Origin of the sequence: Tropicibacter sp. S64 (assembly GCF_049803835.1) — a bacterium.
Classification (GTDB): Bacteria; Pseudomonadota; Alphaproteobacteria; order Rhodobacterales; family Rhodobacteraceae; genus Pacificoceanicola.
In genome coordinates, this window is sequence record NZ_JBNAGK010000018.1 from 70,335 (window position 1) to 97,053 (window position 26,719).

Annotated in this window: 24 protein-coding genes and 1 tRNA gene; 12 read left to right on the plus strand and 13 right to left on the minus strand. The window is 64.5% G+C overall.

Annotated features, from left to right (window positions below; translation table 11 throughout):
• Nucleotides 1–20: 20 nt before the first annotated feature.
• On the plus strand, nt 21–1,313 hold the full coding sequence (locus ACP159_RS22980) for an ATP-binding protein (RefSeq protein ID WP_425102071.1): 1,293 nt from the start codon (nt 21–23) through the stop codon (nt 1,311–1,313).
• 168 nt (nt 1,314–1,481) lie between these two features.
• A complete protein-coding gene (locus tag ACP159_RS22985; RefSeq protein WP_425102072.1) occupies nt 1,482–1,760 on the plus strand; it encodes a hypothetical protein in 279 nt (92 codons plus the stop codon).
• 2 nt (nt 1,761–1,762) lie between these two features.
• Here the strand turns inward: ACP159_RS22985 and ACP159_RS22990 are convergent, their stop codons facing one another.
• The 5 genes from ACP159_RS22990 to ACP159_RS23010 all read right to left on the minus strand — a co-directional run bounded on the left by ACP159_RS22990 (nt 1,763) and on the right by ACP159_RS23010 (nt 7,990).
• Complete coding sequence (locus ACP159_RS22990; RefSeq protein WP_425102073.1) at nt 1,763–3,970, minus strand: PAS-domain containing protein; 2,208 nt, start codon at nt 3,968–3,970, stop codon at nt 1,763–1,765.
• Nucleotides 3,971–3,976: 6 nt separating this feature from the next.
• Nucleotides 3,977–5,152 carry an FIST N-terminal domain-containing protein gene (locus ACP159_RS22995; RefSeq protein ID WP_425102074.1) on the minus strand — a complete coding sequence of 392 codons (1,176 nt, stop codon included), beginning with the start codon at nt 5,150–5,152 and terminating at the stop codon, nt 3,977–3,979.
• 48 nt (nt 5,153–5,200) lie between these two features.
• The gene (locus tag ACP159_RS23000; RefSeq protein WP_425102075.1) at nt 5,201–5,893 is read right to left on the minus strand and encodes a response regulator; all 693 of its coding nucleotides are present in this window, start codon (nt 5,891–5,893) and stop codon (nt 5,201–5,203) included.
• Nucleotides 5,894–6,010: 117 nt separating this feature from the next.
• Nucleotides 6,011–6,127 (minus strand): entericidin EcnA/B family protein, encoded by a 117-nt coding sequence (locus ACP159_RS23005; protein WP_425102076.1) that lies wholly within the window; start codon nt 6,125–6,127, stop codon nt 6,011–6,013.
• Nucleotides 6,128–6,160: 33 nt separating this feature from the next.
• Nucleotides 6,161–7,990: an extracellular solute-binding protein gene (locus ACP159_RS23010; protein ID WP_425102077.1), complete on the minus strand. Its 1,830-nt coding sequence runs from the start codon at nt 7,988–7,990 to the stop codon at nt 6,161–6,163.
• A gap of 327 nt (nt 7,991–8,317) precedes the next feature.
• Here ACP159_RS23010 and ACP159_RS23015 point away from each other — a divergent pair, with 327 nt between their 5' ends.
• Both ACP159_RS23015 and ACP159_RS23020 read left to right on the plus strand, forming a co-directional pair.
• A complete protein-coding gene (locus tag ACP159_RS23015) occupies nt 8,318–9,091 on the plus strand; it encodes a 3-hydroxybutyrate dehydrogenase (protein ID WP_425102078.1) in 774 nt (257 codons plus the stop codon).
• Between the two features lie 60 nt (nt 9,092–9,151).
• Complete coding sequence (locus ACP159_RS23020; RefSeq protein ID WP_425102079.1) at nt 9,152–10,192, plus strand: patatin-like phospholipase family protein; 1,041 nt, start codon at nt 9,152–9,154, stop codon at nt 10,190–10,192.
• A 71-nt stretch (nt 10,193–10,263) separates the two neighbouring features.
• On the opposite strand, the gene ACP159_RS23025 is transcribed toward ACP159_RS23020, so the two are convergent.
• The 6 genes from ACP159_RS23025 to ACP159_RS23050 all read right to left on the minus strand — a co-directional run bounded on the left by ACP159_RS23025 (nt 10,264) and on the right by ACP159_RS23050 (nt 16,096).
• The gene (locus ACP159_RS23025; RefSeq protein WP_425102080.1) at nt 10,264–10,962 is read right to left on the minus strand and encodes a DUF502 domain-containing protein; all 699 of its coding nucleotides are present in this window, start codon (nt 10,960–10,962) and stop codon (nt 10,264–10,266) included.
• Nucleotides 10,963–11,029: 67 nt separating this feature from the next.
• Nucleotides 11,030–11,962 (minus strand): pseudouridine-5'-phosphate glycosidase, encoded by a 933-nt coding sequence (locus tag ACP159_RS23030; protein ID WP_425102081.1) that lies wholly within the window; start codon nt 11,960–11,962, stop codon nt 11,030–11,032.
• The gene (locus ACP159_RS23035; protein WP_425102082.1) at nt 11,959–12,852 is read right to left on the minus strand and encodes a PfkB family carbohydrate kinase; all 894 of its coding nucleotides are present in this window, start codon (nt 12,850–12,852) and stop codon (nt 11,959–11,961) included. Before ACP159_RS23035 ends, ACP159_RS23030 begins: the two co-directional genes overlap by 4 nt.
• A 106-nt stretch (nt 12,853–12,958) precedes the next feature.
• Nucleotides 12,959–13,831, minus strand: coding sequence for an FAD:protein FMN transferase (locus ACP159_RS23040; RefSeq protein ID WP_425102083.1), 873 nt, complete (start codon nt 13,829–13,831; stop codon nt 12,959–12,961).
• On the minus strand, nt 13,828–15,936 hold the full coding sequence (locus tag ACP159_RS23045; RefSeq protein WP_425102084.1) for a 4Fe-4S binding protein: 2,109 nt from the start codon (nt 15,934–15,936) through the stop codon (nt 13,828–13,830). The genes ACP159_RS23040 and ACP159_RS23045 overlap by 4 nt, the downstream gene beginning before the upstream one ends.
• 83 nt (nt 15,937–16,019) lie before the next feature.
• Nucleotides 16,020–16,096, minus strand: a tRNA-Ile gene (locus ACP159_RS23050).
• Between the two features lie 125 nt (nt 16,097–16,221).
• Here ACP159_RS23050 and purM point away from each other — a divergent pair.
• Both purM and purN read left to right on the plus strand, forming a co-directional pair.
• Nucleotides 16,222–17,268: a phosphoribosylformylglycinamidine cyclo-ligase gene (purM, locus tag ACP159_RS23055; protein WP_425102085.1), complete on the plus strand. Its 1,047-nt coding sequence runs from the start codon at nt 16,222–16,224 to the stop codon at nt 17,266–17,268.
• Complete coding sequence (purN, locus tag ACP159_RS23060) at nt 17,265–17,852, plus strand: phosphoribosylglycinamide formyltransferase (protein WP_425102086.1); 588 nt, start codon at nt 17,265–17,267, stop codon at nt 17,850–17,852. Before purM ends, purN begins: the two co-directional genes overlap by 4 nt.
• On the opposite strand, the gene ACP159_RS23065 is transcribed toward purN, so the two are convergent.
• Nucleotides 17,835–18,023, minus strand: a complete 189-nt coding sequence (locus tag ACP159_RS23065) for a hypothetical protein (protein WP_425102087.1) — start codon at nt 18,021–18,023, stop codon at nt 17,835–17,837. The two genes, purN and ACP159_RS23065, sit on opposite strands and share 18 nt — an antisense overlap.
• A gap of 212 nt (nt 18,024–18,235) precedes the next feature.
• Between ACP159_RS23065 and rnd the strand changes: the two genes are divergently transcribed.
• From rnd to tsf, 5 genes are all read left to right on the plus strand, one after another.
• The gene (gene rnd / locus ACP159_RS23070) at nt 18,236–19,393 is read left to right on the plus strand and encodes a ribonuclease D (protein ID WP_425102088.1); all 1,158 of its coding nucleotides are present in this window, start codon (nt 18,236–18,238) and stop codon (nt 19,391–19,393) included.
• A gap of 83 nt (nt 19,394–19,476) precedes the next feature.
• The gene (locus ACP159_RS23075) at nt 19,477–20,775 is read left to right on the plus strand and encodes a HupE/UreJ family protein (protein ID WP_425102089.1); all 1,299 of its coding nucleotides are present in this window, start codon (nt 19,477–19,479) and stop codon (nt 20,773–20,775) included.
• 193 nt (nt 20,776–20,968) lie between these two features.
• Nucleotides 20,969–21,913, plus strand: coding sequence for a VPLPA-CTERM sorting domain-containing protein (locus ACP159_RS23080; RefSeq protein ID WP_425102090.1), 945 nt, complete (start codon nt 20,969–20,971; stop codon nt 21,911–21,913).
• 209 nt (nt 21,914–22,122) lie between these two features.
• Entirely contained in the window at nt 22,123–22,884 is a 762-nt protein-coding gene (gene rpsB / locus ACP159_RS23085) for a 30S ribosomal protein S2 (RefSeq protein WP_425102091.1), read from the plus strand.
• Between the two features lie 148 nt (nt 22,885–23,032).
• Entirely contained in the window at nt 23,033–23,908 is an 876-nt protein-coding gene (gene tsf / locus ACP159_RS23090; protein ID WP_425102092.1) for a translation elongation factor Ts, read from the plus strand.
• Between the two features lie 562 nt (nt 23,909–24,470).
• On the opposite strand, the gene ACP159_RS23095 is transcribed toward tsf, so the two are convergent.
• A complete protein-coding gene (locus ACP159_RS23095; RefSeq protein WP_425102093.1) occupies nt 24,471–25,235 on the minus strand; it encodes a helix-turn-helix transcriptional regulator in 765 nt (254 codons plus the stop codon).
• A gap of 485 nt (nt 25,236–25,720) precedes the next feature.
• On the opposite strand from ACP159_RS23095, the gene ACP159_RS23100 reads away from it, so the two are divergent.
• Entirely contained in the window at nt 25,721–26,713 is a 993-nt protein-coding gene (locus ACP159_RS23100; RefSeq protein WP_425101343.1) for an IS30 family transposase, read from the plus strand.
• Nucleotides 26,714–26,719: the final 6 nt, after the last annotated feature.

The window sequence follows — 26,719 nt, forward strand, 5'->3', positions numbered from 1 at the left end:
AAACACGGTAGGCTTGCTCCATGTCTTTCGAATGGCTCAAACGCTACATGCCGCGCAGCCTTTACGGGCGTGCGGCGCTGATCCTCGTTCTGCCCGTCGTCACCTTGCAACTGGTGGTGTCTGTGGTCTTCGTCCAGCGCCATTTCGAGGGCGTCACCGTGCAGTTGAGCCGCGAGCTGGCGCGTTCCGTCAACCTCGCCATCGACGAAGCGCAGGCGGGCAGGGACCTCGCTCAGGCGCTTGACCTCGTGGTGGAAGAGATCCCGCCTGACGCGCTGCCCGCCGGGGACCTGCGGCGCTGGTACGACTTCACCGGCATCGTGGTCGTGCGGACCCTGCAATCGCGTGTGACCGGGCTGACCCACGTGGCGCTGCCGAATGACCGGGATGTCATGCTCTACGTCTCGCGCGGCGATACGGTCTACGAGGTCGCCTTCGGGCGCGGGCGCGTATCGGCCAGCAATCCGCACCAGCTTCTGGTGAACATGGTGTTCTTCGGCCTGGTGATGACGGTAATCGCCTTCCTCTACCTGCGTAACCAGTTGCGGCCGATCACGCGGCTGGCGCGGGCGGCGGAGGCGTTCGGGCGCGGGCGCACGGTGCCGTATTCGCCCTCGGGCGCCATCGAGGTTCGGGCCGCGGGACATGCTTTCCTCGACATGCGGGCCCGGATCGAGCGGCAGATCGAGCAGCGCACCATGATGCTGTCCGGGGTGAGCCACGATCTGCGCACGCCGCTGACGCGGATGCGTCTCGGCCTGTCGCTGCTGGACGATGCCGACCGCGAGCCGCTGGAGCGCGACGTGGAGGACATGCAGCAACTCGTCGATGCCTTCCTCGAATTCGCCCGGGGCGACGCGGAGTCCGCGGCGGTGGAAGAGACCGATCCGGTGGCGTTGGTCCGGTCCGTGGCCGAGGCGGCGCAGCGTGTGGGCCAGCCGGTGTGCGTCGTCGAGAGCATCGGGGAGGGCAGCTTTCCGCTGCGGCCCCGGGCGCTCCGTCGGGCGATCGAGAACCTTGCCGGGAATGCCATCCGCTATGGCTCGCGGTGCGAGCTTTCGGTGATGATCACCGGAAAATCGCTGCGCATCCGGGTCGAGGATGACGGGCCGGGCATCGCACCGGAGGACCGGGAGCGGGCGGTGCGGCCTTTCGTGCGGCTCGATCCGGCGCGCAATCAGGACAAGGGTCCGGGGGTGGGGCTCGGGCTCGCCATCGCGGCGGACATCGCGCGGGCGCATGGCGGGGTGCTGCGGCTGGGAGAGAGCGAGACGCTGGGCGGCCTGCGGGCCGACATCGTGATCGCGCTCTAGGCGGACGTGCGCCGCGGCTTCGGCAGGGTTCTCCTAAAATTCAACCGGATGTTCATCTTTCTGCCCCATACCCACCACGGTTTGGGGCATTGGGCCACGCAGGATCGGACCGTGGCGCCGGGCCTCGGTCCCGCCCACACCCCTGGCTTGAAACACGGAGAGTCCTTCATGAGCTTCACTGCCCTTGCCGCCGCCGCCACGCTCGGCCTCGTCTCGCTGCCCGCCTCGGATCTGCGCATGCCGAAGGAGCTGATGCTGGCGCAGGCGGCGCCCTACATCAGCACGCAGGGTGTGGTTGTCCCGCAGGGCGATTATCGCACGTTGTCCAACGGATGCACCTATCGCCGCACGCAGGCGCCGGGGTATCCGCCGCGCTGGATCCTGATCATCAACCCGACGCGCATCGGCCTTCCCGCTCCGCGCGGGCGCTGCAGCGGCATGCTGTAGGTTCAGGTCATCAGGCTGGCGGCTGTCTCCAGCAGGCTGCTGAGACGCTGCCGGTCGATCGGCTTCTGCAGGAAGGTGACACCGGCCTCCTCGCAGGCCTCCGCCAGTTCCGGTGCGCGGTCGGCGGAGATGATGGCGCAGGGTCGCGGGCCAAGCGTCGCGGCGATCTCGCGATAGAGATCGAGCCCGGACGCCCCGCTTCCAAGCTGGTAGTCGAGCACCATGGCGTCCGGCGCGATCTCCAGATCGTCCAGCAGGGCCAGCGCCGAGCCGGCGTCCTCCGCCTCGATCACGTGCACGCCCCAGCTTTCCATCAGGACGGTGATCGCCCGCCGCATCTGCGGATCGTTTTCCACCAGCAGGGTGATCATTCCCGCCTGGCTGAGCGACACCGGGCGCGGCATGCGCGGGGCCTTCACGCCGCGCGGCACGGGTTGGCCCGCGAGCGGCAGGTTGACCATGAAACAGCTGCCTTTGCCGGGCTGCGACCAAAGCCCGATGGGATGGCCGAGCCGCGCACAGGCACGCTCGACGATGGCAAGCCCGAGGCCCAGGCCGTCGTTGTCCGATGCTGTGTCGTCGAGCCGTTTGAATTCCTCGAAGATGCTGTTCTGATCCTCCTCGGCGATGCCTGGGCCGGTGTCCCAGACCTCGACCCGCGCGGTGCCCGCGCGGCGGCGGACGCCCACAAGAACCCGCCCGCTCTCCGTATAGCGGATGGCGTTCCCGAGGAGGTTCTGCACGATGCGCCGCAGGTAGGCCGGATCGCTCTCGACACTGAGGGAACAGTCGACCAGCGTCAGTGCCAGCCCCTTCTTCTGCGCCAGCACCTCCATTTCGTCCACCAGCGGGCGCAGGATGTCGTGCAGGGACACGGCACCGACGTCGAAATTCACCCCCTCGCCATCGAGCTTGGAGATGTCCAGAAGCGCGTCGATGATCGCCTCTGCGCTGTTCAGCGCGCTCTCCGTCTTGGCCAGAACCGCGCTTTCATGCGCGTCGGAGCAGCGGTCTGCGAGGGAGGCGATGTAGAGTTTCGCGGCCGACAGCGGCTGCAGCAGGTCATGGCTGGCCGCCGCGACGAAGCGGGACTTCGAGGCGTTGGCCCGCTCGGCGGCTGAGAGCGCGTCCTCCAGTTCCAGCGTCCGCTCCATCACCCGCTGTTCGAGGATCTCGTTGAGTTCATGCAGCTTCTGCGCCGCCTCGCGCTCCGTCGTCACGTCGGTGACGGAGATCACGAAGCCGCCGTCGGGCATGCCGCGCGCGAAGATCTGCAACGTCATGCTGCCGCGCCGGCGGATCTCGAAACTGACCGGTGGGCGCGGGCCATCCTGCCGCGCCCATTGAGCGAAGGCCTCGCGCTTCAGCCCGCGGGTGAAGACTATATCCTCGCCCAGCTGCTCCATAAGCAAAAAGAAAGACGCGCCCAGCTGCATGCGCCGGGCGGGCAGGGCGAGCAGGGTGCCGATCTTGTCGTTCCAGCCCACCAGCCGCGCCTTCTCGTCGAAGATGCCGACGCCCTGGTTCAGGTGGTCGAGCGTGGCGCGGATCATGCGGGTCTGCTTGTCACGCAGCTTGGTGCGCTCCTGCCGCTCCAGCCGGATGATGTCGGTCACGTCGGTCTGCAGGACCACGGTGCCGCCATTCGCCGTGCGGTGCTCCGACACCTGAAGCCAGCGGTCATGCGCCAACTGCACGTTGAACATGACGTGCCGGTCTTCGTGCCGCCGCATGCGTTTTTCGGCCCATGCATCGGGCGAGAGCCCATCCGGCAGCGCGAGGTAGCGCGAGCGGCTGACGCGGCCGACATAATTCGCGAAGGGCAGGCCAGGGCGCAGGTCGAGCACGGTATCGCGGAAATCCCGGCAGAAGCGCGAGTTGCACATGACAAGCAGTTCGGCGCTGTCGAACAGGGCGAATCCTTCGGACACGGTCTCGATGGCATCCGCGAGGTTGCGCCGCGCGGCCTCGGTTTCCTGGTTGGCCTGGGCCAGCTGCGCGTTCGATTCGTGCAGCAGGTTGAGCGTGCGTTCAAGCTCCAGAGTCCGCTCCCGCACCCGCTTTTCCAGCAGCGCCGCCCGCTCGAACTGCTCGTAAGCCGCCCCGGAGGGTGCGCCGCCGTATTCGACGCGCTTGATCAACGACTCGGCGATCTTGATCAGCTTGGCGTTCTGGCGATCGAGGGGATCGTTCGGGTCAACGAGGCTCACGACTGTCTACTCGTCCTCGGGAGCGGGGTAGATCGCCACCCCGGTCAGTGTCTGGTTGACGTGCAACGCGCCGATCTGTTCGCCGTAGGTGGAGAACCCGACGACGTTGTGGCGCACGAGGATGTCGGAGATTTCGCGGCTTTTCTGGTGCTGGGTGCTCTCGATCCGCCGCAGCAGACAATCGCAGGCGAGGATATGGTCGGGCTTGCCGTCCGCCTCCATCGCGCTCAGCCGTTCCTCCAGGTGTTCGACGATGTCCCGGTGGTCGGCGAGGCTGAGCACCATGCCCTCGTCGATGGCGGAGAAGAAGACCAGGTCGCCATTGTCGTCCACCCGCTGGATGGAACGGACATGATGGGTATCGCCGAGCCGCACGACAACCGGATGCGCGGCAAAGGTGAACGGGGACAGCTGGTGCGGATCCTTGCCCAGCAGCCGGGCATATTCCTTGGCGGCGGGTTCGGCGTTCAGCTCCTGCACCACGCGGCGGCCGGGATCGGCGGCGGTGACAACCATGCGGGTCTCGCCCGGCACCATGTGATCGAGGCTGAACACCCGCACCGGGCAGCGCGAGCGCACCAGCGCCAGCAGCGCCGCGTTCTGCCGGATCGTGCCGTTGCGCGACAGGAATGTGGCGTGGAAGTTCTCGCCATCCCCCGCGGAGCCGCCGAACAGCGGCGTCGGGCCGAGACCGGCGGTCAGCACGGAGGTCAGGTGCTCTTCCTGCAGCGACAGCCCGTCGACCATCAGGAAAGCGAACTCCGAGGCCATCTCGGGCGCGCGCTGGTTCAGCGTCATGCGCTCCTGGATCAGCCGGTCGATGAGCGCCTGTTCGTCGAGGTTTCCAAGGTCGGTGATGGCGAAGGTGCTGGTGGTGAAATGGCTGGCCGGAAAGCCGATGGCGATGATCTGCCCGTCCTCGTAACCGTTCTTGCCCAGTTCTCCGGCGGTGGTACAGGCCAGTACATCCGCCCCGCCAAAGGCGCGGTGGGCATTGCGGGTCAGCCCCGCGAAATCCGCATCGGGAGAGGCAAACAGGCAGACCAGCGAAAACGGCCCCGGGCCCAGTCGCATGGCCAGCGTTCCGGCCCTGTCGGGCCCTGTGCATGAGGCCTGGGCCACGCTCAGCGTCGTCCCGGACCCGGTCTCCTCCCGTGCGGAGCCTGTCTGTGCTCCGTCCAAATCCCTGACCTTCCCCAAAGGTTCAAAGTGGTCCGAACGATACCGGGCTTACTCGCCGGTTGGCAAGACCCGGTTGAACCGCGCCTCCTGGGCCACCAGCACCGCCTGGGTCCGGCTGTGCACGCCGAGCTTGCGCATGATCGCGGTGACATGCGCCTTCACCGTGGTTTCGGCGATGGAGAGGTCATAGGCGATCTGCTTGTTCAGCTTGCCTTCGCAGATCAGGTGCAGGATGCGGGCCTGCTGGTTGGTCAGGCTGGCGAGGCGGACAAGCGCGTCGTCCTTGGCCGGCTCCTTGCCCGCCTGCGGGTCGATGTAACCGTCCGGCACGAAGGCCTGCCCCTTTGCCACCGCCTCGAAGGCGCGGCGGAAGACCGAGCGTTGCGAGTGTTTCGGCACGAAGGCATCGGCCCCGGCCTTCAGCGCGTGGCTGATCATGGAATTGTCCGCCATGGAGGAGGCAATGATGATCGGCGCTTTCGGCGCGGCATTGCGCAGCCGCACGAGACCGTCGAGGCCGTTCACGTCCGGCAGGTTCAGGTCCAGCACGATCACCCCGATCCCCGGCTCCTGCGCGATTACTTCCAACGCCTTCTCGAGCGTGCCCGCGCTGCGGATCTCCTCGAAATCGGCGATGGACTGCAGCGTCAGCGTGAGCGCATCGCAGAACAGCGGGTGATCGTCCACGACAAGCGCCGTGGTCTGGCCGTCTTGCAGGAATGAGGTCTCCGGTTCGGTCATCACGTTGTCTTTCCTCCCGATGACCCCACCATAGATTGCGGCGGGGCCAAGGGAACTAGGCGAAAAGTACTACGGCATCCGCCGCACGTGGTTGATCGCACCGTCGCGCGTGCCGGATCACATCCAGTCCGACACCCGCCGCGCCCCGTTCGAGATGTCTTCGCCCACGCCTTCGATGGTGGCACAACCGGCCAAAGAAATGGCCAGCGCCAGCAACAGCACCGCTCGTTTCATGTCTGCCTCTGTGTTTTTCTTGTCCGTGAGGGCCTACTGGCCCTCCCACCACCATACATCAGGCTGGAAGCCGATCCAATCGCCATAGGCGGGGATCACCTCCGGGTAGTGCAGTTCGGCGACATGGGCGATGTAGCTGACATCGTATTGATCGTGGAACGGCACCGCATAGCGGCCCGCCATCAGCAGCCGGTCCAGGGCGCGGACGGACCCGATGTAATCGTCGCGGCTGGACGAATTCAGCATTGCGTCGATCATCGCGTCGACCGCCGGATCGCAGACACCCGCCGTGTTGCGCCCACCCGGTGCCTTGCCTGCTTCGCAGGACCAGTAGGCCTGCTGTTCGGTGCCCGGGCTGAGCGACATGCCGAAGCGGGTCGGGGTCACGTCGAACTCGTAGTTCTCCATCCGGCCCCGGTACTGCGCATCGTCCACGGTGGTCACCGTGGTCTCGATGCCGAGTCGCTTCAGCCCCTCGACATAATTGTCCGCCATCGAGCCTTCCTCGGTGGACCCCTGCTTGAGCAGGATCTCCAGCGTGAAGGCGTCTCCCTCCGCGTTCTTCAGAACGCCGTCCTGCACGGTCCAGCCCGCCTCTTCCAGCAGGGCGGCGGCTTCGGCGATGTTCTTGCGGTTGCGCGCGGTGCCGTCGGAGACGGGCAGGGTGTAACCCTCCAGCGTGCCGGGCAGAAGCTCGGCGCTGTAAGGCTCCAGAAGCTCCGCCACACGCCCCGATGCCGCGCCGGGTTCCATCCCGAGGACCGACCCGCCGAAATAACTCTGGATGCGTTTCTTGCGGCTGCCGACGATGGTCTCGTTGACGTATTCGAAGTTGTAGGCGGTGATCAGCGCCTGCCGCACCCGCCAGTCCGCCAGCTTTTCCTTGCGGGTGTTCATCACGAAGCCGGTCATGCCGGTGGGTCGGGCGTTGGGGATCTCGGATTTCACCACCGCGCCGCTCTCGATGGCGGGAAAGCTGTATTGCTCGTCCCACTTCACCGGATTGCTCTCGCGGTTTGAGTTCAGGATTCCCGCCTTGAAGGCCTCGAACTGCGCGGTGCCTTCGAGGAAGAATTCCATCCGGATCGTGTCGAGGTTCATCTGCCCGCGCATGAACGGCACGTCCTTGCCCCAGTAATCGGGGTTACGCGTCAGCTCCAGATACCGGCCTGCCTCGAAACGGGTGATGGTGTAGGGCGCGGTGCTGATCGGAATGACATCAAGACCGCTTTCGGTGAAATCCTTGTCGTCCCATTGCGCCTTTTGCAGCACCGGCCAAAGTCCGATGATGAGCGCCAGTTCGCGATTGTCCTCGTTGAAGGTGAATTTCACCGAGCGCTCGCCGGTTTTCTCCATGCTCGCGACCTGGGCCCAGACGCCGGTGTAACGGGCCACGCCATCGGCGCCGAGAGTGCCGAGGCTTTCATAGGTCCACATCACGTCGTCGACGGTCACGGGGCTGCCGTCGGAGAATTTTGCCTCCGGCCTGAGCGTGAACTCCACCCACTCCCGATTCGGCCCGACCTCGATGGATTCGGCCAGAAGACCGTAGAGCGCGAAAGGTTCGTCCCAGTTGCGGCCCATCAGGCTCTCGAAAGCGAGATAGCGCAATTGCCACGGAGTCTTGCCCTTGCGGATGAACGGATTGAAGCTGTCGAAGGTGCCGACCTCGCCGGTAACGATAGTGCCGCCCTTGGGCGCATCCGGGTTGGCATAGGGCAAGGACACAAAATCCGGTGGCAACTGCGGCTCGCCATACATAGCTATGCCATGCTTCGGTTCTGCACCTGCGAAGGAGGCGGAGAGAATCAGCGGCAAAGCCGTGCCGACGAAACCGAGGCTTCGGAAAAAGTTTAGCTGCATTTTGAAGACAATCCTCTACCGCCCTTTGTTTATTGGCGCTGACCGTAACTGGGCTTTTACGCCTTTTCAAACTTTTACCTTGGACTCGGGCGCGGATTTGCTTATAAAGAACTCACTGCTCGATAGGTTTCTTGCCTGTATGAAACCTGCCTCAATGACTGAACCCCGGCTTCGGCCGGGGTTTTTTTCTGTCCGCGTCTTATCCGGGTTGCGGGTTGTTCGTCCTCGTCAAAAGCGCGGGAATGCCTTCAAATATTGGTGCTTTCCCTTCCCAAGGCGGATGGCTGCGCATACCTTCGCCGCAAAGCAGCATAGAAAGGCACTGCCATGACACTGAAAGGCAAAACCGCAATCGTGACCGGCTCGAACTCGGGAATCGGTTTGGGAATCGCGCACGAAATGGCCCGCGCCGGCGCCTCCGTGGTGATCAATTCCTTCACCGATCGCGATGAAGATCATGCGCTTGCCGCCGAGATCGCGAAAGAGCACGGCGTCGATGTGCGCTACATCAAGGCGGACATGTCCAAGGGCGAAGAGTGCCGCGCGCTGATCGAACAGGCCGGTGCCTGCGACATCCTCGTCAACAATGCCGGCATCCAGCACGTTGCACCGATCGACGAATTCCCGATGGACAAGTGGAATGCGATCATCGCGATCAATCTCAACTCCGCCTTTCACACCACCGCCGCCGCTTTGCCGCTGATGCGCAAGGCCGGGTGGGGCAGGGTGATCAACATCGCTTCCGCCCATGGCCTGACGGCCTCGCCCTACAAGTCCGCCTACGTTGCCGCCAAACACGGCATCGTCGGCATGACCAAGGTCGTGGCGCTGGAGACCGCGCGCGAGCCGATCACCGCCAACGCCATCTGCCCCGGCTATGTGCTGACCCCGTTGGTCGAGGCGCAGATTCCCGACACCATGGAGAAATACGGCATGGACCGCGACGAAGTCATCGAAAAGGTCATGCTCGAGCGCCAGCCGTCAAAGGAATTCGCGACGGTCGAGCAACTCGGTGGCACTGCCGTCTTCCTGTGCTCGGACGCCGCGGCACAGATCACCGGCACCACGATCAGCGTCGATGGCGGCTGGACCGCGCTCTGACCGCGCTGGCGGCCCGGACAGACGGGCCGCCCATTTTTCATGACAGCGAAAGGCAAGGCCATGACCAGCCCGGTCCGCATCAATCTCGCCCTGCAAGGCGGCGGGGCGCACGGCGCCTTTACCTGGGGGGTCGTGGATCGGCTGCTCGAGGAAACGGGCATTGAAATCGCGGCGATGTCCGGAACCTCCGCAGGGGCGCTGAACGGTGCCGCCATCAAGACCGGCCTGGTGGAGGGCGGGCGCCAGGCGGCGCGGGACAAACTCGAATGGCTTTGGGAGCAGATTGGCGCGCTGGACGACATGACGCTGCCGGTCTGGATGCAGGCCTTTCTGCCGGAGCCTGGCCTGGTTTCGAAAAGTCTGGAATATTCACTGCCCTATGTCATGGGTGAGGCCCTGACGCGGGTCTTCTCGCCGTATTCGTCCGGCCCGTTCTACCGCAATCCGCTGGAACGCATCGTCGCGCAGTTCGATTTCGACAAGGTCTGCCACCACCACGGCCCGGCCTTCTTCGTCTGCGCCACCCAGGTGCGTAGCGGCAAGATCCGAATATTCAACGAGAAAAATCTGACCGGCGCGGCCATCCTCGCCTCCGCCTGCCTGCCGACACTGTTTCAGGCGGTGGAACTGCCGGACCCGGAAAGCGGCGAGATCGAGGCGTTCTGGGACGGCGGCTATACCGGCAACCCGGCCTTGTTTCCCTTGTTCGAGGCGAAATATCCGGATGACATTCTCGTGGTGAACATCAACCCGCTGCACCGTGAGGCCATCCCGGTAACGCCTCCGGAAATCCAGAACCGGATCAACGAGATCAGTTTCAATTCCTCGCTTCTTCGGGAACTCAGGGCCATCGATTTCGTCCAACGGTTGCTGGCCGATGGCTCGATCCGATCTGGCCGCATGAAGAACGTGCGCGTGCACATGATCTCGGACGATGCCCTGATGAACAGGCTCTCCGTTGCCACCAAGACCGTGCCGGTGGCGTCGGTCCTGTCACAACTCAAGCTGGCCGGACGCCGCGCCGCCGGGGCATTTCTGGACAACCACATGGACGATCTGGGCAAGCGTCAGACGGCGGACCTGCGGGATATGTTTGGCTGACATCGTGCAGAAACTGACCCGTTTCCGCTTCGATCCGCTACAAATAGCCCTCAATCATGCGCGAAACGTCCTCAGGACGCCTTCTTGAGCTGCGCTTCGATCGCCTGTTTGGCCTTTTCGCCATTCGGATAGACAAGTCCGGCCGAAATCACGAGCTTCGCCGCATCCTCGATGCTCATGTCCAGCTCGATGACATCCTCCTGCGGGAAGAACAGCAGGAAACCGGATGTCGGGTTCGGCGTCGTCGGCACGAAAACCGACACAAGACCACCCATCGACGGGGCCTTCTCCGCGATTTCGCCCTTGGTGTCCGTGGAAATGAAGGCCACCGCCCAGATACCCTTACGCGGGTACTCGATCAGGCAGGCCTTCTCGAAACTCCGTTCGCTCTGGGCAAAGACGGTCTCGGCGATCTGTTTGATCCCGGAGTAGATGGAGCGCACGACCGGCGTGCGGTCGACGAGACTTTCACCGAACCGGATCAGGGACCGCCCGATCAGCCCCTTGGCGACCCAGCCGACGATGATCGTGAACAGAAAGAGGAAAATGACCCCGATGCCGCGCAGGTTGATGCCGATGTATTCCTCGGGGTTGAGGTTTGCCGGCACCAGCGGCAATACGAATCCGTCGATCCAGCCGAATACCTTCCAGACCAGCCAGATCGTCAGACCGATCGGCATGATCACGACGAGCCCCGTCAGGAAGCTGGCCCGCAGGCTGGAAAACAGGCCCGGGCGTTTGGGTTCTTGATCGAACGGCGAGGTCGTCATCGGGGTGGTACTCGGCTGGCAGAACAGTCACATAGCTAAGCGTTGCGCCCCCGCGCCACAATGGCTGTTATGCCGATCTGCTCATTTCACTCCGCAAACCGCACATTTCCCGGGCGATTTCCGCCCCGAGCCGGGCATTGTTGAGGACAAGCGCGATATTCGCGGTGAGCGACCGGCCTTCCGTCAGTTCGAAGATCCGCTGGAGAAGGTAGGGGGTGACCTGCTTGCCGCGGATGCCATGGGCGTCGGCATCGGCGGTCGCCTGCTCGATGATCGGTGCCATGACCGCGTGCGGGATCTCGTCATCTGCGGGGATCGGATTTGCTACGAGTTGCCCCCCGGGCAGGCCAAGCGACAGGCGCATCAGCTGCGCGCGGGCAATGTCGCGGACGCTGTCCATGCGCAGCGGCGCCTTGTGACCGGCGGAGCGCGACCAGAAGGCGGGCAGGTCGTCCTGTCCGAAGGCGATGGTCGGAACACCAAGGGTTTCAAGGACTTCGAGCGTCTTGGGCAGGTCGAGGATAGCCTTGGCACCAGCCGCGATGACGGTCACTGGGCTCTGCGCCAGCTCCTGCAGATCGGCGGAGACGTCGAAGCTTTCCTCGGCTCCCTTGTGCACGCCGCCGATGCCGCCGGTGGCGAAGACTGTGATTCCGGCGAGCCTTGCCGCGATCATCGTCGCCGCCACGGTGGTGGCGCCGGTTTTGCCCGTCGCCATGCAGACCGCCATATCGGCGCGGCTGAGCTTGGCCACATTCCTCGCCTGCGCAAGCGCGACCAGCTGCGCATCGGTGAGGCCGACGTGGAGCGTGCCTTCAATGACTGCGATCGTTGCCGGCGTCGCGCCGCCCCGACGGATCGTGTCTTCGACCTTCCTCGCCATCTCGAGGTTCTGGGGCCACGGCATTCCGTGCGTGATAATGGTCGATTCAAGCGCGACAACCGGGTCTCCGGCGTCCAATGCTGCACGAACTTCGGGCGATGCAGTATAAAGGCTCATAGGGCGATTTCTCCTGAGACATAGGCGGCCGTGGTCTCGAGCGCGAAGTCTAGCGCGTCCGACCGGGACAGGCCGCGCCGCTCGCCCGCCATATGGGCGGCCATGAACGTGTCGCCCGCACCAGTGACGCGGGTAACATGGACTTCCGGCGGGCGTTCCGCGATGACCGATTGACCATTGGCGTCGGCGCAGCTTTCGCGGCCATTTGTGACGATGGCGCGGAAGGCACCGCGTTCCGCAAGGTGGGCGGCGGCTTCCGGTGCGCTGGAAAACGCGGTTCCGCACAGCAGGCCGGCTTCCTCGAGGTTGACATAGAGCGTGCCCCGCCCGGCCAGCAGGAACGGGCGCAGACGTTCAGCTTTGCCTGGAGACGCCGGGGCTATGCGAAGGTCAGCGCGGGCAAAGGCGGGATCGGTGCTGATCTCGGCAAGCAATGTCTCGGTCAGGTTGCCGTCGAGGGCGATCTGTCCGCGATAGGGCTTCTCCGCGCTGCCCAGCGCACCATTGCGCAGCGGAGCCAGGATGCGCCCGCCTGCGGTTTCCAGGGAATGCGCGTCGGCGATGGCCGCGACCAGTCCCCCGGGCGCTTCGATGGCCATGTAGATATCCGTGGGCAGATCGTCAGAACGGTGCACATGCGCTGTCTCGAGACCAAGCCCGGCGCAACGGGCCATGAGTTCGTCCCCCTCCGGGTCCTTGCCGATGGCGGTCAGAAGGATCGGGCGCATGCCAAAGCGGCTGAGGGTCATGGCGATGTTCAGTGCCACGCCGCCAGGGATGCGCGTGATGCGTCCGGGCACATCGTTGCCGGGCTTCATCTCGCTGAACGTGCGGCCGATCACGTCCCAGAGGGCGGAGCCGATGCAGAGGATTTCAGGTTCGCTGGACATGCGGCTGTTTTGACCTGCGCGGCGCACCGGCGCAAGACCCGGGCATCAAGTGCCCGTTTTCGTGCCGAGACGGACCATCAATCTGGCCATTCATGCAGGAAATTCCCTAAATCGTGCGTAAATTTCCCTCGGTGTCGATCACGATCAAGCGCCGGAGCCTCGCGTCCGACTTGAGTTGCCGCAGACGGGGCAGGGGCATGAACACCGCGGCGGTCGACAGCGCATCCGCGACGGCGGCCTCGGTCGCCTCGATGGTCACGGTAGACCAGAGCGGTCTCTCACCGTGCGGGCCAAGGATATGCCCCTGATCGCCGAGGCGGAGCGCGCCGGGACTGGAGGTCGCGACGGCGCTCTCTGTCAGGGTCACGTGACCCTGTAGGCCGAACACCGGATCGGACACACCAAGTCGATACGGCCCGCCGAGCGCCGCGAACTCGCCGATATTGACCAGCGCCTGTGTGAAGCCGCGCTTGCGCAGGGCGCCTCGTATGAGGTCAGTCGCATAGCCTTGCGCAATGCCGTTGAAGGTGAGTTCTTGCCCCGGGCCCAGATGGATTTCACCAGAAAATCCGTGCCTTACGCGATCCCAGCCGATCAGGGTGCGGGCTGGCTCGGGATCTCGACCCTGGGCAAGCGCGTCCCACAAGGGCTGCACCGTCGGATCGAAGAGGCCGTTCGTCAGGCGATGTGCGCGGTCGGCTTGATCGAGCAAACCCCGGAACAGGCCGGGCGCGACGAGGCGGCCGGTGCGGTTGAGTCGCGAGAGCCGCGAGTCCGGGCGGTAAAGGCTGAAATGAGTTTCAACGTCTTCCAGCCACGCCGGAATATCAGCCAGTGCCGCCTGAACGGCCTCCTTCGGTCCCTGCAAGCTCACCGAGACATCCGCGCCAAGCGCCTGTCCCCGCCAGACATCGGCAATGGCGATGTGCGGCGCGCAGGCGAAGGCCGCTGAGAGCGTGAGGAATCGGCGGCGGTTCATTCTGCGGGCACCTCATTGGGATGGCCGGTGCGGCGCGGCGGGCGTTTGGCCTTGCGGGCTTCCAGTACGAGCGGCACGCACCGGTCCGCGTCATCGTGGATGGTCACGCAGTCAAGGCATTGGAAACATTCGTCATACTGGATCTTTCCGGACTTCTCGATGGCGCCATAGTTGCATTTCACCCGGCACAGCTGGCACGGCGAGCCACATTCGACGCGGCGCGGAATCCAGCGGCGCAGACGCAGCAGTCCGCCGATCGCCATGAGCGCTCCGAGCGGGCAGAGGTAGCGGCAGAACCCCTTGAACACCACTGTCCCGAGGATCAGCCAGAGCGCGGCATAGGCGGCGTAGTACCACTCGCGGATGAAGAAGGTGGTGATCGCGGTCTTGAAGGGTTCGATCTCGACGGCCTTGTCCATCTGGTCTGGCGCGATGACGGTCACGGAGACGAGCCCGGCCAAGGCCACGTATTTCAAGGATTTCAGCCGGTTGTCCCAGAGCGCCGAGGGTTCGATGTGGGGCAGGCGGAGCAGGCGGCCGAGGTGGTGGGCGAACTCCTGCAATGCGCCGAACGGGCAGAGCCAGCCACAGAACAGCCCACGCCCCCAGAGCACGAATCCGGCAATGGCGGCCGCCCAGACCATCAGCGAGAAGGGATCGTAGAGCAGGAAGGCGAAGGCGCCGCCAGAGACCGCCGCCTGCAGGGTGGCAAGGGGGGTGACGATGGAGAGCTGGCCTTGCCCCCACCAGCCGATGAAGCCGAGCACACAGGCGAGGATGGTCAGCCGGATCGGGGTGAACAGGCGCAGTCCGGCGAGCCAGGATTGACCCAAGAACAGCAGCGGCAGCAGCACAAGGAGGAAGATACCGAGGAGCATCATGTCACTCTCGCGGTTCCGGACCGCCTCTTCGAAAGGCGACAGCCGCCGGACCTGCTCCGGACGGGTAAAGAAGCGCTCGGGCGTCTGCAATTCCGTGGTCAGCGTGACGGAGCCGACGTCCGGCTGGAACATGCCGTGTTCGCGCACCGATTTGACGGAGACTTGCCAGGGGCTTGCCGGATCGAACCCAAGACGGCGGTCGGTGCGCAGGATGAGCGCGGTGCCGTCATGAAGCGCCTCGGGCACGTCCTGAGCCAGATCGACGAAGATGTCAGCGTCGCGCAGCGCCACCGGAAAGCCACCCTGCTCCGCGCCGATCAGGTCGGGGGCGGTGTTGCGCACGAAGTCCTCAGAAATGAGGCCATGGCGCGCGGTTTCGACCACGAGGATCGGCTCGTCAAAGGTGGAAATCTCGGTGAAATGGTCGAGTTCGGACAGCGTGCCGGGATCAAGCAGGGCGCGGGCGATGCTGCGCGGGCCGAGGTCGGCGATCCAGAGGTCGAGATAGGGCGCGTCGGGCTCGTCCTGCGCTTCCGGGTCGTCGTCCTCCCAGATGGTGCCGTCGAACATCGCCTGTACCTCGGCGTTGCTGACGGTGTAGCGCGTGATCAGGCCCTGATCGACCAGAGCCTGCCAGTCGAGCGCCTCGTCGACGGAGGGATCGGGGAAGGCGGGCGGGCCGGAGGCGATGCCACCGAGTTTCTCGCGGGCGACGTGCAGCGCGGCGGCGAGAATCGATTCGTGGGCGATGCGCACCGAGGCCGTCGCCTTGGTCACGCCATCGAGATAGACGAGGCCGGAGCCCGCGCCCGCGTCGCCATAGGGCGTGCCGACGACCAGCGAGTCGGAGATGGAATGGCCGCGGTACTGCTCCATGAAGGCGTGGAACGGCGCTTCGCCCAGGCCGGAGACGAAGATCGGCTCGTTGTGGTGCAGGAGTTGCACGTCGAGGAAGCGCCCTTCGAGGTCGAGCACGACGAGCATGTCGATCGGTGCGCCGGAGAAGCCGGGCAGGGGGGCGAGGGGTTCGGTTTCGAAGACATAGCCCGCCTTCGCGCCACCGGAGTTCAGGAGGTCGTAGACGCCGCTCGCCTCGTCGAAATCGCCAAGGGCCATGGGCGCAAAGATGCGGGCCGCGATCTCCTCGCGCGGCAAGGGCTCGGCCACAACAGCCGACGCCAACAGCAGCCAGATGGCCGCGCATATCCGAAACAGTCCTCCCATGCGGGCGACCCTAGAACGCGGGCACACAGGCGGATATGCGACCTTGGTTCTAGATCTTGAGGGGGCTGTTCGGTGTGGGGAAATGGTAGGCCCGGAGGGACTTGAACCCCCAACCAAGGCGTTATGAGCGCCCTGCTCTAACCAATTGAGCTACAGGCCCACCGTAGGACGTGGAGTATGTCCGGCAGGGCGCGGCGTCAAGACGCCGTTGGCCATGCGTTGCAGCGGCTGTGCGATTGCGGTAAGCGCCTCGCATTGCATCCGTGGAGCGACAGGAGAGTCCAGATGAGCGACGGCAAGAACGGGTTGACCTATAGCCAGGCAGGCGTGGATATCGACGCGGGCAACGCTCTGGTGGACCGCATCAAACCGGCGGCGAAACGGACAAACCGGCCCGGCGTGATGTCCGGTCTCGGTGGCTTTGGCGCGTTGTTCGACCTCAAGGGCGCGGGCTACACCGATCCGATCCTCGTTGCCGCAACGGATGGTGTCGGCACCAAGCTGCGTATCGCCATCGACACCGGCCATGTGGACGGCGTCGGCATCGACCTTGTCGCCATGTGCGTCAACGACCTGGTGTGCCAGGGTGCGGAGCCGCTGTTCTTCCTCGACTATTTCGCCACCGGCAAGCTCGACACGGAGAGCGCGGCGCGGGTGATAGAGGGCATTGCGGAAGGCTGCGTGTTGTCCGGCTGTGCGCTGATCGGCGGTGAGACGGCGGAAATGCCGGGAATGTATCCGGCGGGCGATTTCGACCTTGCAGGCTTTGCCGTGGGCGCCATGGAACGCGGCTCCGACCTGCCGGCGGGTGTGGCGGAGGGCGATGTGCTGCTCGGCCTCGCCTCCAACGGCGTGCATTCCAACGGCTACAGCCTCGTGCGCAAGCTGGTCGAGGTCTCGGGTCTGGGCTGGGAGGCGGAGTGCCCGTTCGCCGAAGGCACCCTCGGCGCGGCGCTGCTCACCCCGACACGGCTCTATGTCAAACCGGCGCTTGAGGCGGTCAGGGCAGGGGGCGTGCATGCGCTCGCCCATATCACCGGCGGCGGTCTGACGGAGAACCTGCCCCGCGTGCTGCCCGAGGACATTGGCGCGACCATCGACCTTGGGTCGTGGGACCTGCCGCCGGTGTTCAAGTGGATGAAGGAGACCGGCAATATCGACGGCGCCGAGATGCTCAAGACCTTCAACTGCGGCATCGGCATGGTGATGGTGGTCGCGGCGGACCGGGCGGAGGCGCTGACCGCGCTGCTGACGGAGGCGGGCGAGACCGTCTGCACGCTCGGCACCGTCGGCGGGCCGGTCGGCATCGCCTACGAGGGCAGCCTTTCGTGAAGCGCGTCGCCATCCTGATTTCCGGTGGCGGCTCGAACATGGTGAAGCTGGTGGAAAGCATGACCGGCGATCACCCGGCCCGAGCCTGCCTCGTCGCCTCCAACGATCCGGACGCCGGGGGCCTGACGAAGGCCGCCGCCATGGGCATTGCCACGGCGGCGGTGGATCACCGGCCGTTCAAGGGCGACCGGGAAGCCTTCGAGGCCGCGCTGCGGGAGCATATCGACGCGAGCGAGCCGGATATCCTCTGCCTTGCCGGGTTCATGCGCATCCTGACGCCCTCCTTCATCGCGGCCTACCGGGGGCGGATGCTCAACATCCACCCGTCTCTCCTGCCGAAGTACAAGGGTTTGCACACCCATCAGCGGGCGCTCGACGCGGGCGATTCCGAAGCGGGCTGCACCGTGCACGAAGTCACGCCGCTGCTGGACGACGGCCCAATCCTCGGACAGGCCCGGGTGCCGATCGAGGCCGGGGACGATGCCGACACTCTGGCCGCGCGGGTGCTCGAACAGGAACACCGGCTCTACCCGGCGGTCCTCAGGCGGTTTGCGATGGGCGAGCGGTCACTGCTGCGCCTGTGACAGGCTCACGGTGCCGCTGTTGCCGTGCCACGCGGGCGCGGCCTCCGGCGCCGGGGCCATCAGCGCGGGCAGACCGAGGCCGATCAGCAGGACAAGGCCCGCAATGGGTGCAAGACCCGGGGCGGTCACGGTCCCGGGTTGGGCGGTTCGGGGCAGGTCGAGAAAAGCCATCGTAAATCTCCTGTTCGCGGTGGATGACCCCGGATATAGGCAGTAGCGATCAATTCATGAAACGAATGATTTTGACTGGCGCCATAACGATGCGTGATGATTGCGCGCGCAGCGACCAACCGCAATCCGGTCAATTGCTCTTTGCCCGGGAAAAGGGTTAGTCTGCGCGAACCGGCGCGCGGCCTAACGGAAAAAGGACGAAACAGCGGCTCATGAGAACGATTACCACCACGGCGGAGCTGTCCGAGTTCTGCAAAGAGGCCGCAGGCGAGCCTTATGTTACCGTCGACACCGAGTTCCTGCGCGAGCGGACCTATTACTCCAAACTCTGCCTGATCCAGCTGGCGCTGCCCGGCAATGACGACTCGCGCGCCGTGCTGGTCGATCCGCTGGTGGACGGTCTGGCGCTCGATCCGCTGATCGAGCTGTTCCGCGACGAAAATGTGGTCAAGGTGTTCCACGCCGCGCGGCAGGACCTCGAAATCTTCTTCATCGACCACAAGGTGATCCCGAAACCGCTGTTCGACACGCAGGTTGCCGCCATGGTCTGCGGTTTCGGCGAGCAGGTGGGGTATGAGACGCTGGTCAAGCGCATCGCCAAGGGCTCGGTCGACAAAAGCTCGCGCTTCACCGACTGGTCGCGCCGCCCGTTGACCGACGCGCAGAAGGTCTATGCGCTGGCCGATGTCACGCATCTGCGCCAGATCTACGAATTCCTCAACCGCAAGCTGCAGGAGACCGGGCGGGCGCGTTGGGTTGCGGAGGAACTGGGCACGCTCACCGATCCCGAGACCTACATCTCGCGGCCCGAACAGGCCTGGGAGCGCATCCGGACCCGATCCAGCACGCCGAAATTCCTCGCCATCGTGCGGGAGTTGGCTGCCTTCCGCGAAGACTACGCGCAAAGCCGCAACATCCCGCGCAACCGGGTGTTCAAGGACGACGCGCTGGTCGAACTGGCCTCGACCAAGCCAATGAACATGAACGATCTCGGCCGCTCGCGCCTGCTGCTGCGCGAGGCGCGCAAGGGCGAGATTGCCGATGGCATCCTGAAGGCCGTGAAAGACGGGATCGACTGCCCGAAGGACAAGCTGCCGAAAGTCGACGACAGCCGCGAGAAGCTGCAGGTCAACCCGGCGCTGGCGGATCTGCTGCGGGTGCTGCTGAAGGCGAAGACCGAAAGCAGCGGCGTGGCCTCCAAGCTGATCGCCCCCGCCGCCGACCTCGACGCCATCGCCGCCGGGCTGCGCGATGTTCCGGCGCTCTCCGGCTGGCGGCGCGAGGTGTTCGGCGAGGACGCGCTGCGACTTTGCGAGGGCAAGCTGGCGCTGGCAGCCAAAGGGCGCAGCGTTCAGGTGATCGAGCTCTGAAAACCTCGCGTGCGCGACTGATTTTGCCTTGAACTCCCGCGCGGCTGCGTCACTTTCCTGATCTGGTGTTCAAGGAGAAAACGATGCGCGTCATCTTTGCGGTCCTCGTCTGGCTGGTTTCGGTCTCACAAGCGGTTGCCCATGAGGTTCAGCCCGCCATCGGCGATCTGACCGTTGCGGATGGGCAGCTGTCGCTGGACATCGAGTTGAACGCCGAGGCGATTCTGGCCGGGGTCGACCTTGAAGGCGTGACCGATACCAACGAGACAGCGGCCGCGGCTGACGTGGACGCGCTGCGGGCCATGGCACCGGAGCAGATCGAACAGCGTCTGCGGATGGATGCCGGGGTGCTGGCGGAGGCGCTGGCGGTGCGGGCGGGCGAGACATCGGTCCCGCTGACCCTCGCCGCCATCGAGGTGCCGCCGGTCGGTGACGTGGCCCTGCCGCGCGAAACCCGGGTGACCTTCACCGCGCCCTTGCCGTCCGGCACGCAAAGCGTCGAGGTCAGCTGGCCCGCCCGCTTCGGCACGCTGATCCTGCGGCAGCAGGGTGTGGAGGACGGCTATACCGGCTATCTCGCGGGGGGCAGCAGCGGGCCGATTACGGTTTCAGGCGGCGATGCCAAGGGGGCACTCGCAACCTTCGCAGGCTATATCCCGGTGGGTTTCGACCACATCCTGCCGAAGGGGCTGGATCATATCCTTTTTGTCCTTGGCCTGTTCTTTCTCTCCACTCATCTCAAGCCGCTGCTCTGGCAGGTGTCGGCCTTTACCCTCGCGCACACCGTCACGCTGGCGCTTGGCGCGCTGGGTTATGTCAACATCCCCGGGAGCATCGTCGAGCCGATCATTGCCGCCTCCATCGTCTATGTCGCGGTGGAGAACATCGTCTCGGACAAGCTGCACCGCTGGCGGCCCGTGGTGATCTTCGTCTTCGGCCTGCTGCATGGCCTCGGCTTTGCCAGCGTGCTCGGTGAGTTCGGCCTGCCGCAGGACCAGTTCTTCCCGGCGCTGATCGGCTTCAACGTCGGGGTCGAGATCGGGCAGCTGACGGTGATCGCGCTGGCCTTCCTGCTGGTGGTGCTGGCGCAACGGGTGGACGAGGGCGCAGCCGACATCCGCACCGGGCAGGTGGTCTATGGCGTGCTGACGCTGGCCTTCGTCGGGCTGAGCTTCGCCGTCAACGGGCCGGGTTTTGTCGAGACCATGGGGGCCGGGGCGCCGGTGTTCCTCTGGCCGCTGGCGCTGGTCAGCCTGCTGTGCTTCGCCTCGGTGACGCTGCTGGACCATCTCGACGCCTACCGCCGGTTCGTGGCCGTGCCGGCCTCGGTCGGCATCGCGCTGGTTGGGGCCTATTGGTTCGTGGAGCGGGTGTTCCTCTAGGCCGCCGGCCGCCGCTGACCGGATATTGTCCGCGTCACAGGCTATGTCAGGTGCTATGTTGCAGGCGTGACAAGACCGGACCCCGGGGGGAGATATGAACATACCGCAGATCAGGCAATTTGCTTTTGCCGCATTGGCGACTTTTCCCGCATCCGCGCAGGCTCTTGGGTGCGTCGGGACATATTCCTCTTTCATGCCCAGTATACAGACCTGCACCGTCGCGCAGTCCGGCTCCTACCGGATCGACGCCGTCGGTGGACAGGGCGGTGTTCGGTATGTGTTGGGCGGAACGCCCCAATCCTTCGCCAGCTGGGTGGAGGTCGGCGGGCTTGGCGGGCAGGTCAGCGGGGTGTTTTCGCTGAGCCAAGGCACCACGCTCAGCATTCTGGTCGGCGATTGGGGGCAATCGACGTCTGACACCTATGGCGCGGGCGGCGGCGGGGCGAGCGGGGTTGCCATCGGTGACGGTTTCCAGTCCTGGACCGTACTGGCCCTTGCGGGCGGCGGCGGTGGGGCCGGGCCTGCGACGTCTGGCGGACAAGGCGGGCTTTCGGCGGGCTCTGACGTGGATATATCGGCGGGAGTGGGTGGCTTCCGGAATGGCGGCGGCCGCTCTTTGGAAGTCAATGGTGGCGGCGGAGGCTCGGGCACCGACGTAGACGGAGAAGGCTCTCGACCGGCGCTCGGCAGTCCGTACCGCCCTGCGGTCAGCTTGTCCGGCGGGGCCTATGGCGGGCTTGGCGACGGGTATCTCAGCTTTGGCGGTTTTGGCGGCGGCGGCGCCGGATCCGCCGGTGGTGGTGGCGGTGGTGGCGGGTTTTATGGTGGCGATGGCGGTTATTTCAACCTGTCCACAAACGCCTTTGTGCCGGCCTTCGGCGGATCGTCCTTCTTGCACGAGTCCGCGCAAAATGGCGTTGTGCTGCCAGGTGCGCCGTTTTCAATGCAGGACATTGCAAGAAATGAAATCCCGCTGTTCGCCGATGTCGGCACCGGACTAAGCCCTTTTGCCAGCGGCTCGGTGCAAATCTCCTTCATCGGGACACTGGCTGCCGTGCCCCTGCCTGCGACGCTGCCTATGATCCTCGCGGCGCTTGGCGGGCTGGGCTTTGTCCGCTTGAGGCGCCGGTCCGGCTGACCGCGCCCGCGCGAATTTCGTGGGCCGACAATCCGGCACACGCAAAATCCTGCAACCGGACTTGCGCTTTGTCTCAAAGCCCGCTAAAGGCCCGGCACGAACCCCGCAGGCGGGGGCGGGCCATGGGACAGACATCCCCCATGTGTCCACCGGTTGAGGCACACGCCTTGATCCCCCGCCAAGGCTTAAACCGGAAAGGATAAGAAAGCATGGCTCTTCCCGAGTTCACCATGCGTCAGCTGCTCGAAGCTGGCGTGCACTTCGGCCACCAGACGCAGCGCTGGAACCCCCGCATGGGCGAGTTCATCTACGGTGCGCGCAACGGCATCCACATCATGGACCTCACCCAGACGGTGCCGATGCTGGACCAGGCCCTGAAAGCCGTCCGCGACGTCGTCGCCAAGGGTGGCCGCGTTCTCTTCGTCGGCACCAAGCGCCAGGCAGCCCAGCCGATCGCCGAAGCCGCCGAGAAATGCGCGCAGTACTACATGAACCACCGCTGGCTCGGTGGCACGCTGACCAACTGGCAGACCGTTTCCCAGTCCATCCAGCGCCTCAAGACCATCGACGAGAAGATGGAGCAGGGCGCCGAAGGCCTGACCAAGAAAGAGCGCCTCGGCATGGAGCGTGACCAGGCGAAGCTGCAGGCCTCCCTCGGCGGCATCCGCGAAATGGGCGGCGTGCCGGACATGCTGTTCGTCATCGACGTCAAGAAAGAGGCCCTCGCCGTGGCCGAAGCCAACAAGCTGGGCATCCCGGTCGTCGCCGTTGTCGACACCAACTGCTCGCCGGTCGGCGTCGACTACATCATCCCGGGCAACGATGACGCCGCCCGCGCCATCGCCCTCTACTGCGACCTGATCTCCCGCGCGGCCCTCGACGGCATGACCGGCCAGATGGAAGCCGCAGGCGTCGACCTCGGCGCGCTGGAAGATGCTCCGGCGGAAGAACTGCTGGCAGACGCGGAATAAGCGCGTCTGTCGCACAGGCGACATGATTGCGTGACACAGCGGGGCAGGCCGTCCGGGCCTGCTCCGGACCCCTTTAGACAATTCCTTGTCCGGCGCGCGGTGTCCGAACCGCCCCATGAGACATGACCCAATTCGAGGAGAGCCAACCATGGCGATCACTGCTGCACAGGTGAAAGAACTGCGCGAAATGACCGGCGCAGGCATGATGGATGCCAAGAAGGCGCTGGTCGAGACCGACGGCAACATCGAAGCCGCCGTCGACTGGCTGCGCACCAAGGGCCTCGCCAAGGCCGCCAAGAAGGCCGACCGCACCGCCGCCGAAGGCCTCGTCGCCGTCAAGGTCGAGGGTGGCAAGGGCGTCGCCGTCGAGGTGAACGCCGAGACCGACTTCGTCGCCAAGAACGCCGACTTCCAGTCCATGGTCGCTGCCATCGCCGGTGCCGCGCTGTCCGTGAACTCCGTCGAGGAGCTGAAGGACGCAGACGCGGGCGGCAAGAAGGTCGCCGACCTGATCACCGACAAGATCGCCACCATTGGCGAGAACATGTCGCTGCGCCGCATGGCCTCTGTCGAGGGCGACGTGGTTGCCACCTACGTGCACAACGCCGCCGCTGACGGCATGGGCCAGATCGGCGTGCTCGTGGCCCTCAAGGGCGGTGACGAGGCGTTCGGCAAGCAGGTCGCGATGCACATCGCTGCCTCCAACCCGCAAGCCCTGAACGAAGCCGCGCTCGACCCGGCGGCCATCGAGAAGGAAAAGCAGGTCCAGATGGACATCGCCCGCGAATCCGGCAAGCCGGAAGCGGTCATCGAGAAGATGATCGTCGGCCGTATGCAGAAGTGGCTCGGCGAAGTGACCCTGACCGGCCAGGCCTTCGTCATGGACCCGGACCGGACCGTTGGCCAGGCGGCCAAGGACGCCGGTGCCGAGATCGTCGGCTTCGTGCGCATGCAGGTTGGCGAAGGCATCGAGAAGGTCGCCGAGGACTTCGCCGCGGAAGTGGCCAAGGCCGCCCAGGGCTGACGCCAGTCCCGACCCGATTGCACAGAGCGGCGCGTTCCGTGCGGAGCGCGCCGTTTTTCATGGGGTGCGGTGCCGGGGCAGGGCGCTTTGGTTCATTCGGTCAGGAATAACAAATCCGGGGCCCCCACGTTGAGACATTGGGGATGAAGCGGGAGCCCCGGAAGAATGCCGGCCCGGCAAAGGCTGAAATTGCCCCGCCGAAACCGACACCGGCTTGCACCGGCAAAGTCTCAGAGCCCGGAAATCACCGGGATTGGGACCTCTGTGTTCCATGGCATAAAGCCACCACTCACGGAACAGTGACAGATTGGCAAATGACGTGAGGTAACAAAAGTCGGGATTTCCCGACCTTCCGGTTTTCCGTCGCTTTTCACGGGCCGTTCACGGACGACGGACCTGTGATCTTTGTCACATGGTTTCAAAGTTTTGCACGTCGTACTTCATGTCGTGACCTGCCTCGGCCCATGGGGCCGGTGCGCCCCGCATGGCGGTGCCTTGACAGCCGCGTGCGGGCCTTGGACAGGCGTCCGGGAATCCCTGTCCGCGACGGCGCTGACCGCGGTCAGCTGGCCTCGATGATGTACATCTGATTGTGGAACGCCGCCTTGGCGACAGCCTGCGCCGTGGTCTCGACATTGAGCGTTTCGCGTGCGAGACGCAGATGCTTTTCGATGGTCGCCTGGGTCAGCCCCATGATCTGCGCGATGTCCTGCATGGTCTTGCCGTCACCGACCCATTCCAGCGCCTCGCGCTGGCGCGGTGTGAGCGTCTGGTTCTGCAGCGGCACCGGCAGGGTCAGGATCTTCAGGTGCACGATGTTGTTGAGCAGAACGATGTCCGGGCCATGCTTCGCCCAGATTTCATCCGCCTGATCCTGCGACAGCTCGGCCCGCGTGGTCAGGGAAATGGCGCCCTTGGCCCGGCTCGACACCGACTTGAAGCTGATGGTGTAACCGGCGTGGACCTTGTGCGAGAGGTTGAACTCCAGAACCTTGCGCTCGTTGTCCGTCAGATCGCCGGCGGTTACGCGCGGGGCCATCACGCGCCAGCTGCAGAACCCTTCGTTGGCGAGCGCCCAGCGGACCATCGGCGCGTGGCGATACAGGCCGCCCTCGACGAAACCCTTGCGGTATGCGGGCGTGTGGTTGCTCAGCACGACGAAATCGTTCGGATCGCCGAGCGACGTTTCGGTCTTGAAGTTCGTGAACCCGTAGATCAGCCGATCGAAGCCATAAGACGCCATGCGTTCGCAGTGCGCCTGCCAGAGTGTTTCGACGCGATCCTTGTTCGTCAGGTCGATCAGATAGTCGCGCAGATCGGCATTCATGTCCCCGGTGTCTCCTTGGCAGGTCAGTCCGGACGAGAAGCAGTAGCGCCAGACCGTGCAGAGCGCGAAATATGCGCCATATGCTACACTTGAGGATAGCTACGCGCTCAATCGTGCGCCTGTCCAGAGCAAGGTTGCGTCAAACCTGTCCAAATTTCCAGATATTATTACCAAACGGTCAAATTTTTATCGCGGTTCCGCCAACCCCAAGCGCGATGCGCTCGATGGTTGCATCGGATCTGTGTGTGCGCTGGAAACAGACGCACAGTTCAGGCGTCTTTACACCTGTGGGAGAACGCGGCGTTTCGGTTTCCGATTCTGCCGGAGCCGCAGGCGGGTTGGCCGGGTATCTGCATGTATGCCGAAGCCAACCGGTATTTTAAATACCATAATACAGATTATAAGATATACCCGGCGGGCCAGGGCAGATTCTAAAATGGGTTGCGACAAATGCCCTATCTTGCTGGAAAGCAAGGAGAACGGACATGGCCCACACAGAGCTGGATTTGCGTGAGAGACGCGCCATCGAAGACATGCTGAATGCAAAAGTACCGGTCAGCAAGATCGCCGCAGAGATCGGTCGGCATCGTTCGACCGTCTATCGCGAGATCAAACGGAACTTTTTCACCGACGAAGAGCTGCCGTATCTGAACGGCTACTATGGCATGGTCGCGCAGCGTGAAGCATCAAAGCGCCGTGCTCGCAGACGCAAATTGATCCGCCTGGAAGCATTGCGCACGCACGTCGTCGGTCGGCTCATCGAAGGCTGGACGCCAGAACAGATCGCGGGCCGTCTCGGTTTCGAAGACCAGCCTGTTCGGGTCAGCCACGAAACGATTTACGCCTATGTCTACAGCAAGGAGGGGCAGTCGGAAGACCTGGCACGCCACCTTCCCAGCCGACGCAGGAAACGCAGGCTACGCTATGCCAGGCGACCCAGAGGCCAGGTTTTCCCGCCGGATCGGTCCATCCATCAACGCCCTGAGTACGTCGCCACCCGTGAAACCTTTGGCGAATGGGAAGGCGATCTGATGATCTTCGAGCGGTCTCAGGGCAAGATGAACGTCGCCTCGCTGGTCGAGCGGAAGACCCGGTTTGCCGTCTTGTTCCGCAACAACGACCGCAGTTCGACACACTTCATTAACAAGCTGATGGATGTGATGGAGCCCCTTCCCCAACCCGCGCGGAAGTCGATCACTTTCGACCGGGGCTTCGAGTTCCGCGAATGGCGCAAGTTGAAATCCGGCATTGGAACGGAAAGCTGGTTTTGCGATCCGCAAGCGCCCTGGCAAAAAGGATCAGTTGAGAATTTGAACAAACGCGCCCGCAGGTATCTGCCGCGTGATACCCAACTCGCGGCGCTGTCAAATCGCAAGATGAAGGCGATTTGCGACCGCCTGAACGGTACGCCCAGAAAGTGCCTTGGTTGGCGCACCCCCACCGAGGCCTTCAGAGCCGAGATGATGAAACTGAGATAGCGGAAA

Coding starts and splice junctions, on each gene's coding strand:
- ACP159_RS22980 (WP_425102071.1), top strand. CDS start 21: ATGTCTTTCGAATGGCTCAAACGCTACATGCCGCGCAGCCTTTACGGG.
- ACP159_RS22985 (WP_425102072.1), top strand. CDS start 1,482: ATGAGCTTCACTGCCCTTGCCGCCGCCGCCACGCTCGGCCTCGTCTCG.
- ACP159_RS23000 (WP_425102075.1), bottom strand. CDS start 5,893: ATGACCGAACCGGAGACCTCATTCCTGCAAGACGGCCAGACCACGGCG.
- ACP159_RS23005 (WP_425102076.1), bottom strand. CDS start 6,127: ATGAAACGAGCGGTGCTGTTGCTGGCGCTGGCCATTTCTTTGGCCGGT.
- ACP159_RS23010 (WP_425102077.1), bottom strand. CDS start 7,990: ATGCAGCTAAACTTTTTCCGAAGCCTCGGTTTCGTCGGCACGGCTTTG.
- ACP159_RS23015 (WP_425102078.1), top strand. CDS start 8,318: ATGACACTGAAAGGCAAAACCGCAATCGTGACCGGCTCGAACTCGGGA.
- ACP159_RS23020 (WP_425102079.1), top strand. CDS start 9,152: ATGACCAGCCCGGTCCGCATCAATCTCGCCCTGCAAGGCGGCGGGGCG.
- ACP159_RS23025 (WP_425102080.1), bottom strand. CDS start 10,962: ATGACGACCTCGCCGTTCGATCAAGAACCCAAACGCCCGGGCCTGTTT.
- ACP159_RS23030 (WP_425102081.1), bottom strand. CDS start 11,962: ATGAGCCTTTATACTGCATCGCCCGAAGTTCGTGCAGCATTGGACGCC.
- ACP159_RS23035 (WP_425102082.1), bottom strand. CDS start 12,852: ATGTCCAGCGAACCTGAAATCCTCTGCATCGGCTCCGCCCTCTGGGAC.
- ACP159_RS23040 (WP_425102083.1), bottom strand. CDS start 13,831: ATGAACCGCCGCCGATTCCTCACGCTCTCAGCGGCCTTCGCCTGCGCG.
- ACP159_RS23045 (WP_425102084.1), bottom strand. CDS start 15,936: ATGGGAGGACTGTTTCGGATATGCGCGGCCATCTGGCTGCTGTTGGCG.
- purM (WP_425102085.1), top strand. CDS start 16,222: ATGAGCGACGGCAAGAACGGGTTGACCTATAGCCAGGCAGGCGTGGAT.
- ACP159_RS23065 (WP_425102087.1), bottom strand. CDS start 18,023: ATGGCTTTTCTCGACCTGCCCCGAACCGCCCAACCCGGGACCGTGACC.
- rnd (WP_425102088.1), top strand. CDS start 18,236: ATGAGAACGATTACCACCACGGCGGAGCTGTCCGAGTTCTGCAAAGAG.
- ACP159_RS23075 (WP_425102089.1), top strand. CDS start 19,477: ATGCGCGTCATCTTTGCGGTCCTCGTCTGGCTGGTTTCGGTCTCACAA.
- ACP159_RS23080 (WP_425102090.1), top strand. CDS start 20,969: ATGCCCAGTATACAGACCTGCACCGTCGCGCAGTCCGGCTCCTACCGG.
- rpsB (WP_425102091.1), top strand. CDS start 22,123: ATGGCTCTTCCCGAGTTCACCATGCGTCAGCTGCTCGAAGCTGGCGTG.
- tsf (WP_425102092.1), top strand. CDS start 23,033: ATGGCGATCACTGCTGCACAGGTGAAAGAACTGCGCGAAATGACCGGC.
- ACP159_RS23095 (WP_425102093.1), bottom strand. CDS start 25,235: ATGAATGCCGATCTGCGCGACTATCTGATCGACCTGACGAACAAGGAT.
- ACP159_RS23100 (WP_425101343.1), top strand. CDS start 25,721: ATGGCCCACACAGAGCTGGATTTGCGTGAGAGACGCGCCATCGAAGAC.